The 18,772-nt window shown below is 67.1% G+C and carries 10 protein-coding genes; all 10 read right to left on the minus strand.

The window, feature by feature from the left end:
• Position 1 precedes the first annotated feature (1 nt).
• Positions 2-1,108 carry a lactonase family protein gene (locus ACLFA2_RS08225; RefSeq protein WP_426622376.1) on the minus strand — a complete coding sequence of 369 codons (1,107 nt, stop codon included), beginning with the start codon at positions 1,106-1,108 and terminating at the stop codon, positions 2-4.
• A gap of 9 nt (positions 1,109-1,117) precedes the next feature.
• Entirely contained in the window at positions 1,118-2,404 is a 1,287-nt protein-coding gene (locus ACLFA2_RS08230) for an adenylosuccinate synthase (RefSeq protein WP_402608331.1), read from the minus strand.
• A gap of 115 nt (positions 2,405-2,519) precedes the next feature.
• Positions 2,520-2,897 carry a hypothetical protein gene (locus ACLFA2_RS08235; protein ID WP_021200112.1) on the minus strand — a complete coding sequence of 126 codons (378 nt, stop codon included), beginning with the start codon at positions 2,895-2,897 and terminating at the stop codon, positions 2,520-2,522.
• 115 nt (positions 2,898-3,012) lie between these two features.
• The gene (locus ACLFA2_RS08240) at positions 3,013-3,582 is read right to left on the minus strand and encodes a barstar family protein (RefSeq protein WP_426622377.1); all 570 of its coding nucleotides are present in this window, start codon (positions 3,580-3,582) and stop codon (positions 3,013-3,015) included.
• Complete coding sequence (locus ACLFA2_RS08245) at positions 3,579-4,775, minus strand: hypothetical protein (RefSeq protein WP_426622378.1); 1,197 nt, start codon at positions 4,773-4,775, stop codon at positions 3,579-3,581. The genes ACLFA2_RS08240 and ACLFA2_RS08245 overlap by 4 nt, the downstream gene beginning before the upstream one ends.
• A gap of 195 nt (positions 4,776-4,970) precedes the next feature.
• Positions 4,971-8,024, minus strand: a complete 3,054-nt coding sequence (locus ACLFA2_RS08250; protein WP_426622379.1) for an AbfB domain-containing protein — start codon at positions 8,022-8,024, stop codon at positions 4,971-4,973.
• Positions 8,025-8,086: 62 nt separating this feature from the next.
• Positions 8,087-11,095: an AbfB domain-containing protein gene (locus ACLFA2_RS08255; protein WP_426622380.1), complete on the minus strand. Its 3,009-nt coding sequence runs from the start codon at positions 11,093-11,095 to the stop codon at positions 8,087-8,089.
• Positions 11,096-11,134: 39 nt separating this feature from the next.
• Positions 11,135-13,585, minus strand: coding sequence for an FG-GAP-like repeat-containing protein (locus tag ACLFA2_RS08260; RefSeq protein ID WP_426622381.1), 2,451 nt, complete (start codon positions 13,583-13,585; stop codon positions 11,135-11,137).
• Positions 13,586-13,699: 114 nt separating this feature from the next.
• The gene (locus tag ACLFA2_RS08265; protein WP_021200109.1) at positions 13,700-14,821 is read right to left on the minus strand and encodes a hypothetical protein; all 1,122 of its coding nucleotides are present in this window, start codon (positions 14,819-14,821) and stop codon (positions 13,700-13,702) included.
• A gap of 39 nt (positions 14,822-14,860) precedes the next feature.
• Positions 14,861-18,712, minus strand: a complete 3,852-nt coding sequence (locus ACLFA2_RS08270; protein ID WP_426622382.1) for a putative toxin — start codon at positions 18,710-18,712, stop codon at positions 14,861-14,863.
• Positions 18,713-18,772 lie beyond the last annotated feature (60 nt).

An 18,772-nucleotide genomic window follows, 5' to 3' on the forward strand; every position in this document is an offset into this window, starting at 1 on the left:
GTCAGCGCACCGGCAGGAAGTGCGTCGGGGTCGGAACCTGCGCCTCGTGACGGATACCGAGGGGCGCGCCCGTGCGCTCGTCGAGGTCGATCAGCGTGATCGTGTCGGAGCGCTGCCCCGCGACGAGCATCTTGCCCTCGTGGACCAGATGATGCCGCGGCCAGTCGACACCGGAATCGGCGAGCGCCACGGATTCCAGAGACTCGCCGCCACCCCGCACCCGCAGCGCGGCGATGGTGTTGCTGCCGCGCAGAGCCGTGTAGAGGAACTGTCCGTCGCGCGTACGTGCGAGTTCTGCCGGGAAGTCCGTCCCCACCTCGGCGATCGGGCTCGTCAGGGTCACCGACACGACACTCCAGGTGCCGTCTGCCGCGCGCGCGAGGGTGAAGACCTCGCAGGAGTACTCGGTGACCACATGGAGGTGTCCGCTGGGGTGCAGGACCATGTGCCGCGGTCCGGTGCCGAGCGGGAGCACGACCTCGTGGTCGAGCACGAGCCCACTGCCGCTCTGCCGCCAGAACCGCACGAGGTCGAAGCCGAGGTCGGTCGCGGCGACGCGTCCGTCGGGCAGGAAGACGGCAGCGTGCGCGTGGGAGACGCGGTCGCCGCCCACCCCGTACGGGTCGATCGCGGCGACGCCGTCGCCGGGCGGAGTCGCAGCGGCAGCATCCGGGTCGGCGTCACCGAACAGTGCTGCGCGGAGCGCCGCCGCGGCATCCGGCTTCGGAGGCACGATACGGCCTTCCGCATCCAGGTCGAACCGCACCACGCGACCGTCGCCGTAGCAGCTGGCGATCAGGGCCGAACCGTTCGGCGCCACCGCGACGTGGCAGACGTACTGGCCGACCGGCGCGGGCGCACCCAGCGGCGCAAGGGCGGCCTCCCCCGCGCGTGAGAAGGCCTGCACCGCGGAGTCGCCCTCGAGTGCCGCGTAGACGACATCGAGGGTCGGATGCTGCGCCAGCCACGACGGCGACGGCGTCTCGACCACGGCACCGCGGTAGGCGAGAGTCGAGGCCTCGCGGCCCTCATCCCCCGCGAGCAGGCCGATGCCGTCGGCCGAGCCGTCCATCGCGGCACCGTAGCCGCCCAGCCAGAAGCGCGTCACGGGCGCGGGTCAGTCGAGCAGACCGTGGCGGACGATGACCTGGTCGCGCTCCGGGCCGACGCCGATCACCGAGATGCGCGTGTTGCTCATCTTCTCGAGCGCCAGCACATAGTCCTGCGCGTTCTGCGGCAGGTCCTCGAAGGTGCGCGCGACCGAGATGTCCTCGTTCCAGCCGGGGAAGTACTCCAGGATCGGCTTCGCGTGGTGGAAGTCGGTCTGGTTGACCGGCACCTCGTCGAAGCGTTCGCCATCGACGTCGTAGGCGACGCACACCGGGATCTGCTCGAGACCCGTGAGGATGTCGAGCTTGGTGAGCACCAGGTCGGTGATGCCGTTGATGCGCGTCGCGTAGCGCGTGATGGGAGCGTCGTACCAGCCCACCCGGCGCGGACGGCCGGTGGTGGTGCCGAACTCGAAGCCCTGCTTGCGCAGCCACTCGCCCTGCTCGTCGAAGAGCTCGGTCGGGAACGGACCCGAGCCGACGCGAGTCGTGTAGGCCTTGACGATGCCGACGATGCGGTCGAGCGCACCAGGCCCGACGCCCGCACCCGTCGCAGCTCCTCCGGCAGTCGCCGAAGACGAGGTGACGAACGGGTATGTGCCGTGATCGATGTCGAGCATCGTGGCCTGGCCGCCCTCGAACACGACGACCTCGCCGCGTTCCAGAGCCTGGGCGATGAGGTAGCCGGTGTCGGCGACCATGGGCCGCAGCCGCTCGGCGTACGACAGCAGGTCTTCGACGACCTCGTCGGCGGTGATCGCGCGGCGGTTGAAGATCTTCACCAGCAGGTGGTTCTTCTGGTCGAGGGCGCCCTCGACCTTCTGGCGCAGGATGTTCTCGTCGAACAGGTCCTGCACACGGATGCCCACACGGTTGATCTTGTCGGCGTATGCCGGGCCGATGCCGCGACCGGTCGTGCCGATCATGCGCTTGCCGAGGAATCGCTCGGTGACCTTGTCGAGCGTGCGATGGTACTGCGTGATGATGTGCGCGTTGGCGCTGACCTTGAGTCGCGAGACATCGATGCCACGAGCGGCGAGCGCCTCGAGCTCGAAGAACAGCACTTCGAGGTCGACCACGACGCCGTTGCCGATGACGGGCGTCACGCCCGGAGACAGGATGCCGGAGGGCAGCAGGTGCAGCGCGTACTTCTCATCACCGACGACGACGGTGTGTCCGGCGTTGTTGCCGCCGTTGAACTTCACCACCCAGTCGGTGCGCTCACCGAGAAGATCGGTGGCCTTGCCCTTTCCTTCGTCGCCCCACTGCACGCCGACGATAACGATTCCTGGCATGGGTAACCCCCTGGCTTTCGCCGGGTTTGCACCGGCCGATGAGCTGGCCCTCTTCGGGCGGTCCCATCCTATCGGGAGGGCTTCGGTGCCCCTTTCGGGGGAGCGTCGGGGGCGGTCAGAACACGTACAGCTGGCCGAGGATCAGGATGACCACGAAGAACGCGACGGCGATCGCGCCGATGATCGTGAGGGTTCGCGCCGAGAGCTTCGCGACACCCCACCCCACGAGGAAGGGAAGGGCGAGGAGCATGATCGCGACGATCCACCAGAACGCCGTATAGCCGCCGACGGTCGCCTCCGACAGTCGGCCTCCGAACAGCTGCTGGGACATCGGATGGGTCGCGAAGCGCACCGCCGCGCTGATCGGGACACCGACGAAGACGAACACGATGAGTCCGATCAGCGCGCCCCACAGCGCCGGGCTGCCACCGCCGCTCAGCACCCCTCCGTGAAGTTCGGGCTGATGCTGCCGCTGGTTCTTGTGCTCCGTCATGGCACAGGAGCATATCCGTCTGGATGCACGCAGGGTGGTCGATTCCCCACTCTTCGCCGGCGCGGGCACAGAAGTCACCCGGGTGGAAGCACCAGGGATTGCATGTTTCGCCCCATCATCGACGGCCCACACGCAAGGCGATGTGGGTTCGCGCCTCGGCGGCAGTGCGGACGAATCGGTCGATGCCCTCCGGGTGCGCATCGCTGACGTTCAGCAGCACGTGGAACGGGATGGGCGGACGCGCATAGATCTCGGGGCTGTCCACGGCTGCAGACCAGGATTCTCCGGCCGAATGGAGCGTGCGCAAGAACGCTTCGACATCAAGGGGATCGTCGACGAGAACCTCTTCCGCGCGCTCGACGACGAGCACGTAGGCCTTGGCCGGCAGCCACTCGTCCAGAGATCCGAGGCAGTCGCTCAGCGCCGACCAGTTCTCCCCGAATCCGTCGAAGAACTGGAGCGCGGCTCCGAACTCGTTCATCAGTCCTTCGTAAGAACGCATCTTCCACCCGCGGAGCGTCCGCACACACGCGTCATCCAGCTCGGCCGTTATGTAGAACGACGATGGAATCCACTTCTCGCGCCCCTGCTCGCCGTGTCCGACGTACACCCACGGACCTTCCGTCGCCCAGAGGAAGCCCCTCGCGGTCGACGTCGGGCCGACCTCTCCCCCTTCGAGCGTCATCGCCGCCCCTCGGCGGCTCGGTTCCGTGCGTTGGCCTCGATCTCTCGCACCCGCGCGTAGTGCGCCTCGATGCGCAGGGCTTGCGGTGATTCGGGGGCGGGATACCTCAGAGACGCCGGCATGACCGCGGCCGCCTCGGCGCACCGCCCGTCGCCTGCGGGATCGAGCACCCCTCGGAAGCCGGCGGGGATCCACGGATCGCCGCTCAACCGAAGGAGCTCCTCCGCCTCGGCCGGGTGCTCCGTCCAGCGGTGCAGAGTCCCCTGGCCGTTGGCCTTCGTGCGGATGGGATCGAGATGCGGAGCGACCATCTCGGCGTATTCCGGCTCGAACCAGGTCATCCATTGCGGCGCAGTCGGCAATCCGCTCCACGGGTCTTCGAGCTTGACGTCCATGAGCGGGTGGGCGGTTCCGTACCGATTCGTATTGACCTCGGCGAACGCGAAGAAGGCCCCGGTCCGTTCGGCGAGTGCGACGAAGAACGGCTCGATGGCGTCAAGAGCTTTGAGCTTCTCGAGCCGATCGAGCTCGAACTTCAGTCGGATCGATTGAGTTCGGCGCTCCAGGTCGTTCGTCCAGCCGTCGATGGTCCCGTGCTCGATCGGCTTGCCCGCGAGGATGAGATCGCCGAGGTAGCAGTTTGCGCGGTACATCGCGTCAAACGTCGCATCGTCGTCGCGGGGAAACCTCCCCTGAAACGGTTCGTGCGTGCCGAATCGCGACGGCACCCCTGGTCTGAAGAACTCGCGCGCCGTGCGGAGGTAGATCGCGGCGAGATCCTTATCGTGTGTGTCATCGAGCAGTCGGTACCAGCGCAGATGCAGGAAGCGGGGGCGCTGCGGCTGCGGTTCCGGCTGCGGTTCCGGCTGCGGCTCGTAGGTCTGCGGGTCGATCACCGTGCCGTCGACGCGCTCCGCCAACCGTGCGGCGAAGGCCGACGCCGTCGCCAGCTTCGTCCCGTCGAGGCTGAACGAGAACCCCGCTCCCGACGTGACGTCGTACGACACGTGGATGCTGTAGAGCACCGTCGCATCCGCGACCTCGGTCCACTCCGCCGGGATATCCTCCGGCTCCACACGATCGGGGCCGTCGAGCTCGAACGCCATCTCGCGGGTGCGCTTATCGACGATCGACGAGATCGTCTGCGATCGCCGATCGACCTTAGCCTTCAGCCCGCGCAGTGACGAAACCACTTTTGCCAGGTCCCTCGCCGTCAACGAGACCTTCCCGTACACCTCGAGGTCGTATGACACCTATCCCGCCTTTCGACTCGTCTGTCTCGTCCTGCCGGAAGCGCTCCACACGCTCCGATCGCAGGCCCTGTCACTCCCCCGCGGAGAGCGACAGGGCCTACGAAGAGAGCAGAGGCACGCCGTCCGAGGAGCCTCCTACGGTGCGGTCACCCAAGGCTCGCCGAAGACCCATGCGGTGTCAGGGATGTAGTTGGCGGCGTCGTCGCCGTTCGGCACTCCCGCACTGAACGTCGCACCACCATAGACGAGACCGTTCTGGTGCATGCGAAGCTTGCGCCACGGATCACGGGCGGCCGGGAAAGAGAGTCCCACGCCGAATTCCGCGTCCTCTGCGCACCAGGTCGCGTTACGGCTGCTGGTCGCAGAAGGCGTGGCCAAGACGATGTAGCCATCCGTCGTCGTGGAGATGTTCAAGTACTTCCCGGGAGATGCGACCGACTCGAAGCTGTAGCACTGTGGATCCACCAGCCCCTGCACTACCCGGAACGTCGCTGCTTGACGCTGAGCGAGCGGTGAGGAGGCAGTGACGTTGCCGACGGATGCTTGCGCCGCGGCAGGCACGGCCGTCAAGGACTTCCCACCGACGACGGTGCGCAGCGAAACGTAACTGCCGATCGTCGCGACGTCGGAACGCATCTTGGTGACGTTCTTGTACGTCCATCGTTCGACGCTCGCGCCCGTGGCGGCCCTCAAGGTGAGAGTCGTCGAGGTCGGCGCTGTGAGCACCTTGCCGGAGGCGACGTTGACGATGCTCACTCCGCCCGAGGGCTGGTCGGCGAATGTCCACTGCTGACGGGTGTCAGTCGTAGCACACGCAGCCTGCACGACCCCGCTGCCCGCAGCATCCGAACTCGCGGCGCACATGGGGTGATGCGCGTAATTGCGCAGGCCGAAGACGGTCGGTGAGACCTCGATCAGTTCCCAACGACGCATCTGGGGGTTCAGGGTGCAGCCCACGGGAGCCAGGACAGCCCCGGCGTTCGGACTCGACGCCGCGCTCTTCGTCGAGAAGCATGTGCCTGGTTGGCCGATGCTCTCGATCTCGAAGACCTGACCTCCTGCGAACGTGGGCGCGGCCCAGGGCTCGCCGATGACCCACGCGGTATCGGGAACGTAGCCGGCCTGATCATCGCCGTTGGGCACGCCCGCATTGAAGCTGGCGCCGCCGTAGACGAGACCGTTCTTGTGTGAACGCAGCATCCGCCAGGAATCGCGAGCCGCGGGGAACGAGAAGCCGACTCCGTGCGCCGCATCCTGCGCACACCAGGTCGCGTTGCGCGTACTGGTGGGAGAAGGCGCGACCAGCACGATGTTTCCGTCTGCCGTCGTGGAGATGTTCAGGAACTTGCCCGGCGAGGCGATCGACTCGAAGCTGACGCACTGCGGATCGATCAGACCCTTCACGACCCGGAATGTCGATTCCTGGCGCAACGCGAGAGGTGACGTCGCGACGACATCCTTGACGTTCGCCTGGGCGGTGGTGGTCGCGGTGAGGGACTTGCCTCCGACGGCCGTGCGCAACGATACGTAGCTTCCCACGGTGGCAGCGTCGTAACGCATCTTCGCGACGTTCGTGTACTTCCATCGATCGACGTTCGCGCCGGAATCCGTCTTCAGCGTGATGGCCGTCGTCGCGGGCGCTGCGAGAACCTTGCCGGACGCGATGTTCACGACACTCACCGTGCCGGCGGCCTGCTCGCGGAACGTCCACTGCTGCTTCGGATCGGCGGGCGCGCAGGCGGCCTGCACGAGGGCGCTGCCGGCGGCATCCGAACTCGCGGCACACATCGCGCGGTCGACGTAGTTGCGCAGGGCGAAGACGGTCGGAGTGACCTCTACGAGCTCCCACCGACGCATCTGGCCGATGAGCGTGCAGCTCGACGGAATCACCACAGGTCCCGCTGAAGAGTTCGACGCTGCGTTCTTGGTCGACATGCACGCGCCCGCCTGAGCGATGCTCTCGATCTCCAGCACCTGACCGGCGCTGATTCCGGCGAGCTTCCGGCCGTTCTCGATCGTCGCGGTGACCCAGGGTGCGATGACATCGCCGCGGGTCGCCGTGACCGACCCGGTTCCGGCGGGGATGCCGGAGCCGTAGCAGCCAGCCTGTGATGCCTGCGACGCGACAGCGACGAGTGTCTTCGTGCCGTTGATGTCGCGGACGCCGGGGGCGCCGCCGTCACCGAGACAGAGCGAAGCACCGGAGGCTGCGGTGGTCACCGTGGCCGTGTTGACGGACGTGACCGGGTAGGTGTTCGTCCGAGAGGTGAGCGGGACCCAGACGTTGTTCGTGCGGCCGAAGCCCGTGAACGCGATGTCCTGGCCTGCGACCGGAGCGGCCGTCGCGACCGGCATCGGGGTGATGTCATCGACAGGTGCCTCCAGCTTCGCCAGCACCACGTCCTGACCGTTGCCCGCCGGCTCCACGTGCGTGACCTTCACACCCAGATCTCCGGTGCCGCTCATCGTCTTGTCGTTCGCGACATCCGGGCCGAACAACACCCTCGCCGGAGCGGCCGGAGCACCCGCGACAAGCGTTGCCGGGTCGGCCGCGAAACAGCTCGCCGCGGTCAGCACCCACGAGCGGTCCACCAACGTGCCCGTGCACGAGCCCAGACCCGTGCGGATCTTCGTGACAGCGGTCCGCGGATGCGTGGCCGTCGTCGCCGGCACATCCGTCGACACCGCATCAACCTCGATCGCCACGACCGTCGACTGCCCCGTCTGATTCTGGTCGACCGTGCGACGCCCACCCGCCGGAACCGGGATCGCCGTCTCCGGACCACCCGCGACCGAATACGTGACATCCATCGGCTGCTTACCGGCCTTCACACCGAACGATGCCGCGATCTCCAGGTTCAACACGGCCGGACGGAACACCGTCTCGAAACACACCTTCGCCTTCTTGCCCGCGTTCTCGAACTCCACCTCGATCAGCCCGGCCGCGACCGGAACCGGGACCGGACACGTCACCACCCGCAACCCGCCGTTGCCGTCCTTCAGAACGATGCCCGCGGCCGCACCCACCGACGCCCCATCCGGATACGCCCCCGACTCCACCAGGAACCCCGGAGCATCATCCGCCACCGCCGACGACACAGGAACCGACACGAGCAACGCCGACACCAACGCGGACGCGATACCGACCGCGCCGATGCGCGCACGGCGGCGAGACTTCGAGGGGAGCATTGAGGGCCTTTCTAGAGGTGATGAGGTCGGTGGCTCGGCGGGGGCTGGACGAGGTGTTCCCGTTAAGGCACTGTCACCCAGGGCGCGCCGATCGTCCATGCGACATCGGGGATGTAGTTCTGCGTGTCATCCGCGTTCGGAATGCCCGCCCACCACGAGGCTCCGCCGTAGACGAGGCCGTTCTTGTAGCTGCGCATCACGCGCCAGGAGTCGCCCGAGATGCTGAAGGTGAGTCCCTTCCCGAACGCGGCGTCCTCGGCGCACCACGTCGCCCGGTACGGAACGGTGGGAGCACTCAGGATGACATTGCCCCCGATGTTCATGTACAGGTACTGCCCCGGCGCCGAGAGCGACTCGAAGCTGTAGCACTGCGGGTTCGCGAGGCCTTGGACCACCCGGAACGTCGCGTCCTTCCGTGCATTCGACGTCGATGCCTCGGTGACCATCGGGATCGTGGCCTGCGCGCCGCCCACGGTCGCGGAGAGGGACTTCCCGGTCTCGGCGGTGCGGAGCGAGATGAGGCTGCCCACCGGGGCGATGTCGTACTGCATCTTGGTCGCATTGCGATAGCGCCACTGCTGCTGCGGCGACGCGGCCACGGGCGCAGCGAGCGCCACCGTGCTCGCTGTCGGCGCGGCGAGTGCCTTGCCGGACCCGGCGTTCACGATCGAGACCGCCCCGGAGGGAAGCGTGGTGAACGACCACCGCTGCTTGGCATCGGTCAGATCGCACGAAGCCTGCACGACAGCGCTGCCGGCCGCGTCAGCGCTGCCGAGACACAATGATCGCGTGACGGTGTTGCGCAGCGCGAAGGCTCCAGCACCCGACTCGATCAGCTCCCACTGACGCACCTGCCAGACCTCGGAGCAGCCGACGGCACCGATGACGGCACCAGCGACAGCGCTGCGCTCCTTCGCCGTCAAGCACTTGCCGCCCTGTGCGACGCTCTCGAGCTCCAGCACCTGCGCAGCGGCTAGCGTCGGCGGAGCCCAGGCCTCGCCGATCGTCCATGCGGTGTCGGGGACGAAGTTCTGCGAGTCGTCGGCGATCGGGATCCCGGCGTACCAGGACGCTCCGCCGTAGACGAGGCCGTTCGAGTGGCTGCGCATCACGCGCCACGAGTCCGTCGCCGTCGAGAATGTGATGCCCTGACCGAACGCGGCATCCTCCGCGCACCACGTCGCGCGGTACGGAACCGCAGGCGGCGTCAAGGTGACGAGGCCGCCCATGTTCATGTAGATGTACTGACCAGGGACCGTGATCGACTCGAAGCTGTAGCACTGGGCATCTGCCAGCCCCGCGACGACCCGGAAAGTCGATGCCGCGCGGGTGGCCAGTGGGGAGGTCGCGACGACATCGTTCACCGTCGCCTGCGCCGAAGCAGCGCCAGCGACCAGGGACTTCCCGCCGACAGCGGTCCGCAGCGAGACGTAGCTTCCGATGGTCGCGACGTCGTAGCGCATCTTGGTGACGTTGCGGTACTTCCACCGATCGGCGTTCGCCCCGGTGTCCGCCCGCAGCGAGAGCGTCGTCGCCGACGGTGCGGAGAGGACATTTCCCGACGCGGCGTTGACGATGCTCACGGCGCCGGCGCGCTGCTCCCGGAAGGTCCACTGCTGCTTCTTGTCGGTCGTGGCGCACACGGCCTGCACGACGCCGGTACCCGCTGCATCGGCCGCGATGCACTTGTCGCGGTTCACATAGTTGCGAAGGGCGAAGACGGTCGGGGTGACCTCCACCAGCTCCCAACGGCGCTGCTGCCAGACCTCGGTGCAGCCCACGCCGACGACGACGTTGCCCACACCGGTGTTCCGGTCCTTGGTCGTCACGCAGGCACCGGCCTGAGCGATGCTCTCGATCTCCAGCACCTGACCGGCGCTGATTCCGGCGAGCTTCCGGCCGTTCTCGATCGTCGCGGTGACCCAGGGTGCGATGACATCGCCGCGGGTCGCCGTGACCGACCCGGTTCCGGCGGGGATGCCGGAGCCGTAGCAGCCAGCCTGTGATGCCTGCGACGCGACAGCGACGAGTGTCTTCGTGCCGTTGATGTCGCGGACGCCGGGGGCGCCGCCGTCACCGAGACAGAGCGAAGCACCGGAGGCTGCGGTGGTCACTGTGGCCGTGTTGACGGACGTGACCGGGTAGGTGTTCGTGCGAGAGGTGAGCGGGACCCAGACGTTGTTCGTGCGGCCGAAGCCGGTGAAGGCGATGTCTTGGGCTGCGACCGGAGCGGTCGTCGCGACCGGCATCGGGGTGATGTCATCGACAGGTGCCTCCAGCTTCGCCAGGACCACGTCCTGGCCGTTGCCCGCCGGCTCCACGTGAGTGATCTTCACACCCAGATCTCCGGTGCCGCTCATCGTCTTGTCATTCGCAACATCGGGGCCGAACAGCGCACGCGCCGGGGCCGCCGGAACACCCGCGACAAGCGTTGCCGGGTCGGCCGCGAAACAGCTCGCCGCGGTCAGCACCCACGACCGGTCCACCAACGTGCCCGTGCACGAGCCCAGGCCCGTGCGGATCTTCGTGATCGCCGTCCGCGGGTGGGTGGTGGTGGTCGCAGGGACGTCGGTAGACACCGCGTTCACCTCGATCACCACGACCGTCGACTGCCCCGTCTGATTCTGGTCGACCGTGCGACGTCCGTTGGCCGGCACCGGGATCTCCGTCTCCGGGCCACCCGCGACCGAGTACGTGACATCCATCGGCTGCGCGCCGGCCTTGACCCCGAACGATGCCGCGATCTCCAGATTCAGCACCGCCGGACGGAACACGGCCTCGAAACACACCTTCGCCTTCTTGCCGGCCTTCTGATACTCCACCTCGACTTGCCCGGTCCCCGCCGCGCACGTGACGACACGCAGACCACCGTTGCCGTCCTTCAGAACGATGCCCGCGGCCGCACCCACCGACGCCCCATCCGGATACGCCCCGGACTCCACGAGATACCCGGCAGCGTCGTCCGCCACCGCAGAACTCACGGGGACCGACACGAGCAACGCCGACACCAACGCCGCCGCCACCCCCACAGCCGTGATGCGGCCCCGACGGGGAGAATTCAACGAAAACATGCAATGCCTTTCAAGGAATGTGAGTGCGCGAGACGGGGCTCAGCTGAACAGCCGGAGCGAGGTCCACCCGTTGCCGACACGGGTTGAGGCGCCGAACCCGGAGATGCCGAGCCCGGGATACAGATACAGACCGCCGTCACCAACCCGGCCGAAGAGGTCGGCCTTGCCATCCGCGCCGTAGTCGACGCCGCCGGTGATGGCCGTGATGTTGTTCCAGCCATTGCCGACCTGCGGACCACCGGTGAGCGTCACGTTGTTGCCAGGGTAGATGCGAAGGTCCCCGGTCGTCGTCGTGGCGAGGATGTCGCCCTTGCCGTCACCGGTCCAGTCGCCGGCGAGGACCCGAGAGATCCCACCCCAGTCATGGCCGATCTTCATCTTGGCGCCGAAGGTTCCGTTCCCGTTGCCGGGGTAGGCGTAGAGGTGGCCGTCGGACTCACGGGCGACGAGATCGGCCTTCTTGTCTCCATTGAAGTCGATGCCACCCGTGATCAGGCCCTTCGCATCCCATCCGCGGGCAGCCAGCGCCTTCGTCGGGAAGCCCAGCGCACCATCACCCTGGTAGTACCAGAGCGTGCCGTCGGTGTTGACGACCATCATGTCGCCCTTGCCGTCCCCGTTGTAGTCGCCGTGGATGAGGGTCTTGGCCGAAGCCCACCCTGCGCTGACGGAGGTCTGGGTCGTCCATCCACCGCTGCCGTTGCCGTGGTAGATGTAGAGCGCATTAGAAGAGGTGATGCCGATCACGTCGGCCTTGCCATCGCTGTTCAGATCGAACGAGGGCTTGGCCGGTGTGAGCGGCACGCCGTGGTACTCGAAGTGGTTGTGCGTGCAGTCCTCTTCGGTCTGCGCCCAGCCGTTCGGAACCGTGAGCGCCGGGCGGCACGCGACCTGACCGATGCCCGCCGGCGCCGGCAGCGCGGTGAACATGGCGGTCGCCAGAGCCTGGTCCTGCGCGGTGTTGCCGGTCGCCGCGACGCCGTTCACGACGCTGATGTCGACGGCGTGACCGCCATTGTTCTTCGCGTGGTAGCTCGTGGCCGACGGAGTCGCCGTGGTGCAGTACTCGTTGAGGGACGAGATCGTGATCGTGAAGTTCTGATCCACGACGACCTTCTTCAGTGCGGAGAGGATGACGGGGTCGATCGTGCAGTCACGAACCTGTCCGCCGATCAGGTGGCCGCGCTTGAAGCCGTTGGCGTACGCCTGGATCTGGGCGAGCGCCTCGGTTCCGCTCACGCGGCCGGTGGCCACGATCTGCTGCGCAAGGGTCTGATCCGCAGCGGCGACCGGGGTCGTGTCGAGCCCCTTCTGGACCGTGGCGGCCACCCATCCGGCGATGATGTCGCCGCGTGTCGCGATGGTCGAAGCGGTGCCTGCGGGGAGGCCGGAGCCGTAGCAACCGGTCTGCGTCGACTGGGAGGCGACAGCGACGAGCGTGTCGGTTCCATCGACGTTGCGGACGCCGGGGGCGCCGCCGTCGCCGAGGCAGAGCGAAGCGCCGGACGCTGCGGCCGTCAGCGTGGCCGAGTTGACCGCCGTGACCGGGTAGGTGTTCGTGCGGCTGGCGAGGGGAACCCAGACGTTGTTCGTGCGGCCGAAGCCTGTGAACGCCACGTCTTGACCCGCAGCAGGTGCCGATGTCGCGATCGGCATCGGCACGATGTCGTCGACGAGGGTCTCGAGCTTCGCCAGGACCGCGTCCTGACCGTTACCGGCCGGCTCCAGGTGCGTGACCTTTACACCCAGATCGCCGGTACCACTCACGACCTTGTCATTCGCGACATCCGGACCGAACAGCACCCGCGCCGGAGCGGCCGGAACACCCGCGACCAACGTCGCCGGGTCGGCCGCGAAGCAGCTCGCCGCCGTCAGCACCCACGACCGGTCCACCAACGTGCCCGTGCACGAGCCCAGACCCGTGCGGATCTTCGTGACAGCGGTCCGCGGATGCGTGGCCGTCGTCGCCGGCACATCCGTCGACACCGCATCAACCTCGATCGCCACGACCGTCGACTGCCCCGTCTGATTCTGGTCGACCGTGCGACGCCCACCCGCCGGAACCGGGATCGCCGTCTCCGGACCACCCGCGACCGAATACGTGACATCCATCGGCTGCTTACCGGCCTTCACACCGAACGATGCCGCGATCTCCAGATTCAACACCGCCGGACGGAACACCGTCTCGAAACACACCTTCGCCTTCTTGCCCGCGTTCTCGAACTCCACCTCGATCAGCCCGGCCGCGACCGGAACCGGGACCGGACACGTCACCACCCGCAACCCGCCGTTGCCGTCCTTCAGAACGATCCCATTCGCCGCCCCCACCGACGCCCCATCCGGATACGCCCCCGACTCCACCAGGAACCCCGGAGCATCATCCGCCACCGCAGACGACACAGGAACCGACACGAGCAACGCCGACACCAACACGGCGGAAATGCCGACCGCGCCGATGCGCGCGCGACGGCGAGACTTCAACGAGAACATGCAATACCTTTCAAGAGACCTGGGAGCCGGCTCTGCGAGCCGGTACGACGTTCGGGCGAAGATGGTGCGACCTTGTCGCTCGGGAACGAGGCGAGAGCCTCGGTGACTCGCTGGTCATAGCGCATTCAATTGCGTGGGCATGGTGGCGGCAGGGCCGAGCACTTTGCGATGGTTCTGCGGATCGGCGGGAGCAAGCAGGTCGCTAGGCAGCCATGTGTCGCGCCCGACGATGACGTCTAGCTCTTCACCGGAGCTTGGTTCGTCCGTCCATCGATGCGATATTCCGCGCGCATGCCTCGTCGTGACACCCGCCGTGAGGTGTGGGAGAACCATGTCTTCGTATCCGCCGGAGTACCAGGTCAGCCATTGAGGACGTTCGGGGAGACCACTCCATGCGCCTACGTGGTGCGGTGAGCTGGCGGTCTTGAGTGGAGTTGCATTGACCTCTGCAAATGCGAAGTAGCTACCTGTCCTTTCTGCGACCGCGACGAGGAATCGCTCGACGTCATCAGTCCTTCCCATGCGTTGGAGCGCGGCAAGATCGAAAGTGACCCACAGCTGTTGGTACCTCAGGTAGAAACTTTGAGACCACGCCGTGATCCTCCCCCAGCGCAAGCTCTTTCCCTTGAAAAGGAGCTCTTTCGCCAGGCACTTGTCTCTGTACATCTGGCCGAACTCGGCATCGTTCACTCCGTTGTCGGCAAGGCTGCCCTGCAGGGGCTCGTGCGTCCCGAACCGCGTCGGCACGGCGGGAGGAAACTCCTCTCTCGCCGTGGCGAGGTAGTCGGATGCCAACTCCTTTCCACCGTCATTGGGGCGGAACCAACTCAGGTGAAGATGCAGCTTCTGCGTCGACCGTGCGGCGCGTCGCTGGGGCTGGGACTGGGGCTCCTCATTCTGTGGATCGATCGCCTGCCCATCAGATCGTCTTGCGAGTTCCTGAGCGAACGTCACGGCATACGAAACGCTCTCCGGTCGGCTTCCCTCCACGGAGATCCGATAGAGGGTGTCGGGCAGCGGCGCGACGAATCGAACGTCGGGAAGGTCTGACTCGTCAACCCTCAGTGGGCCCTCGAAAGTGAAGCAATACTCACCCGAGCTCTGATACTCGGCCGACAGCAACCCACCGGTTATCGGGTCGAGACGAGGGCTCAGCCCGTCGACGGAAGCAACGATTAGCGCAGCATCTTCGCTCGATACAGCGGTTCGACCGTAAACCTCGAGATCGTAAGACATTCGTTCCCCTTGGGCGCCGAGAGTGGTGATGGACGAGTATCAAGGACAGATGCCAGGCACCTTGTTCTCGCTGAGCTCACCCAGGACCTCGTTCGGCAGATACTTGACAACAAAACTGAACTTGGGGACGTCCTTACAGAGAGCATCGACAAGGGGAGCGGACAGGTGCGTGTTCGGGCGGACAACGAGGACGAACTCTGATCTCCCCGTGTATTGCGCCAGTTCGATCATGTCCTGGATCTGGCTGCTGTAGTACAGCTTGTTCACGTTCTTCACTTCCATGATGTAGGTGGAAGTCGCCTTATCAGCGATGCGAGTCCGTTTGATCTCAAGACCGTACTCGCCGAACATGCTCTCGTACTCCTTCTTGTCGAAGATCTCCTTGGAACTCCCCGGCTTGATCCCGGCTGCATATTCCGCTCGACTGCCCTTCACTTGAACAGTCGCCCCCGGAGGGTTGGTCAGACCTGGCAGTTCGCACACGTTGCTGCCCGCCGGACGAATCCCCGACTGCGCAGAGACAGACGACCTTCCGAAGGTGTTCCCCCCACAGGCCTGAGCGGCGAGGTCGTCGGTCTTGGTCTTGTTCTTCTTGAGAAGGCTGAACGCGTCGCCGACCTTGTTGACGAAGCCCACAACCTTGTCGGCGAGCTTCATGATCAGCGGGATCGACTCGACGAGCTTGGCAAGCTTGCCCCAGGGCGCGAACCCGATAAGCGTCATGAAGCACGCACCGATGTCGCCCTTGGTGACGCAGTCCATGATGTCCGTCACACCGATGAGGTCGAGGAGAACCTTGCCGCCCTCCTGGATGATGAAGTTCAGCAGGGCATCAGGCTGTGTCAACGCGTGGGCGTCCTTCAGCCGCTGCACCTCTGCGTCTCCACCGAGCGCGTACGCGGCATCGATCTGCGCCTGGGTGAGCTCCCCTTCTTTGCCGGCAGGCGGCGGGTAGTTGTCGGCCCCATCTTCCGCGCGTTGCTTCGATGCCGCGATCTCGCGAGCCTCCGTCGCCGCCTTCACCGCGGCTTCCGCGTCCAGTCCGGCGTTCGTCGCCGAGGTGGCCGCACGGCTCGCGGCATCGTTGGCCCGCGACGCCGCCGCGCTGGCAGACTGCGCCGACGACGTCGCCTGCGCCGCGAACCCGTTGGCCTTCTTCGCATCGGCGGTCGCGGCCGTCAGCGCCTGATGCGCTCGCTGCGACGACTGGCGCGCTTCGTTCTCCGAAGCAGTCGCCTGGTTGGCCGACGTGGCCGCCTGCGCAGCCCATCCCTGCGCCTCCTGCGCATACTTCCGGGCCAGGTCGGCGCTGGCCTGGGCCTCGGCCGCCGCCTGCCGCGCGGTCGCCGCCGCCTTCTCCGCGAGCGCAGCCGCCTCCCGCGCGGCCGCGGCCTGCTGGTCGGCCAGGTGCAACATGCTCTGCATCTGCGCCACGTGAGCCGCGGTGTCGTTGTCGCGCTTGGCAGCTTCGTACTGGCCCTGCTCGAGGAACCTCTTCAGCGCCGTCTGGGAACCTTCGAGCGCGATGTTCGCGGCCGCCTGCACCTCGGGGCCGCCCGACGTGCTGAGCGCGAAGGCTGCCGCCCGCTGGTCGACCTCGAGCGCGTCGTACTGTCCTTCCGCGATGAACTTGGCGAGGACCGCGGGGTCGTCGGCATCGAGCGCGAGGTTCGCCGCGCGCTGCATGGCCGGTCCCCCCTCGGTGGCGAGCACGAATGCGATCTGGCGGTTCTCGAGGTCGCGGATCTCAGGAAGCCGCTCGTTGAGGAACGCCGCGACGTACTCCTCGCCGTTCTCGAGGACGTCATAGGCCTCGTCCTGCAGCATCGTGTTGTCACCGTCATACAGCAGGGCCTTCGCCTCGTCCCACTGATCCTGCTCGAGCGCGACGCCGTACCCGTTCTTGAAGAACTCGACGACGGCCTCGTCATTGCCGACGACAGCCTGCTCGGCCGCAGCGGCAATCCACGGGGTTCCCGACGTGATCAGGGCGAGCATGGCCGAGCGCGCTTCTGGCAGCAGCTCCTGCAGGTTCGCATCCGGAGCGGTGATCTTCTTCAGGAACGCGCTGCTCTCCGCAACGGCGGCTGCGCCCTCCTTCTTGGCCTCGTCCTTGAGCTCCTTCTCCTCGGCTTCCTCTGCTGCGGCGATCTCCGCCTGCGCCAGCCCGAATTCCTCTTCTGCGGCCAGACGCTCCGCATCGGCCTTCCGCGCCAGGTCGAAGATGGTCTTCGCCAGCTCGACGTCCTTCGTCGCGGCCTCAGCAGCGGCCGCCGCCTTCGCCGAAGAAGCGGTCGCCCGAGCAGCAGCCCCCTGCGCAACACCGGCCTGGGCCGCGGCCGTGTCTGCCTCGATCGCCGCGGCGTTGGCGTTGTCGGCCGCACGCCCGGCCGCATCACGGGCCTGCTGAGCGACAGCCGAGGTCTCGGCGGCAAGGCGGTCCGTCCGCGCCGTGGCGGATGCCGCGCGGTTCTTGGCCGCGTTCGCCTTGGCCGCAGCAGCCCGCGCCTGCGCGGCAGCGGCCGATGACACTCCCGACGCCTGAGAGGCTTCCATCGCATATCCGGCCGCCTCGCCCGAGTAGCCGGCCGCGGCGCCCGCAGCCTGCGCAGCGCGGTTCGCCGCATTCGTCGCCGTCTCCGCCTCGGCCGCTGCACGCTTGGCCTTCGCCGCCTTGTCTGCGGCGTCGCGCGCCTTCTCCGCCTCTGCCCGTGCCGCAGCCGCCATGCCCTCCTGGCCCGCCGCATTCGCCGCCGCACCATCAGCGTTCGCCGCCGCCCGGTTGGCGCGCGCAGCCGCGGATGCGGCTGTTCCCGCCGCGCTCATCGACGCGTTCATCGCCTGGTGCGCTGCCGCAGCCGCCTGCACGGCGAGATCTGCCGCGTCGGCGGCTTGACGGGCGAGACCGGCTGCCCTGCTCGCGGCGGCGCTGGCCTGTTCGGCGTTGCCCTGCGCGGCGGCGGCCTGCTGGGCGGCGCGCTGCGTGGCCTCCTTCGCGAGCTTGGCCGCGAGGACCGCCTGCGCGGAGGCGTTGTCGGCGTTGCGACGCTCTTCCTGAGCGACCATGTTCGCCGCGATCACCTGGTTCGTCAGCTGGGCGATGGTCGCCGCCTCGGCGTCGCGCGCCCCGGCGACGAACTGCCCGTAACGCAGGAAATCCGCCACGGCCTGTGCGTCTTCGGACCCGTCCGGGAGCGTCGCATCGAGCGCTGCCTCCGCGGCGGCGATCACACTCGGCGATCCCGTGGAGGCGAGCACGTAGGCCGCTGCGCGGTCGTCGATGATCTTCGCGTCGTACTGACCGATCAGCAGGAACTGCGACACCGCGCTCGAGTCATCCGAGTCCAGAGCCTTGTTCGCCTCGCGCTGGACCGTCGGCGTTCCGGTGTCCGCAAGCACATACGCCGCCGAGCGGTCGTCGACCTCCCAGGCGTCCTTCCACCCTTCTGTGACGAAGGCACGAAGCTGGTCCGGATTGTTCGCCGTCAGCACCGCCTCCGCCTGCTGACGGACGGCGCGCCCGCCCGCGAGGCTCAGTCGCAGCGCGATGAGGCGGTAGTCCTGTGCGATCGCCTCGTGCTGCCCCGTGGTGATGAAGCTCTCGATGCTCTGCCCACCCTTGAGCAGCGCCTGCCTCGCCGCCTCCTTGACAGCCGGACCCCCATCGGTGAACTGCGTGACCACACCGGCGGCATCCGTCGACGGGGTGAAGAGACCCGCCGGCGCGGACACCTGCGTCCGCGCGGCCGATGCGGCGGTCGCCGCTGACGCTTCGAGCGGCTGGAAGAGACCGACCGCGACGACGGTCGTCATCAGCATGGCGGCGAACGCGAACGGGAGCCGCCGCGCCGGTGCGAAACGCAGGCGCCGACGGTGAGATCTGGTCTTCATCGCAGGACTCTTCTCCAGGGGGACACGATTGGGATCGGACCGCGTGAAGATCACGACTGC

Origin of the sequence: Microbacterium sp. As-52, from assembly GCF_049949185.1 — a bacterium.
GTDB lineage: Bacteria > Actinomycetota > Actinomycetes > Actinomycetales > Microbacteriaceae > Microbacterium > Microbacterium maritypicum_A.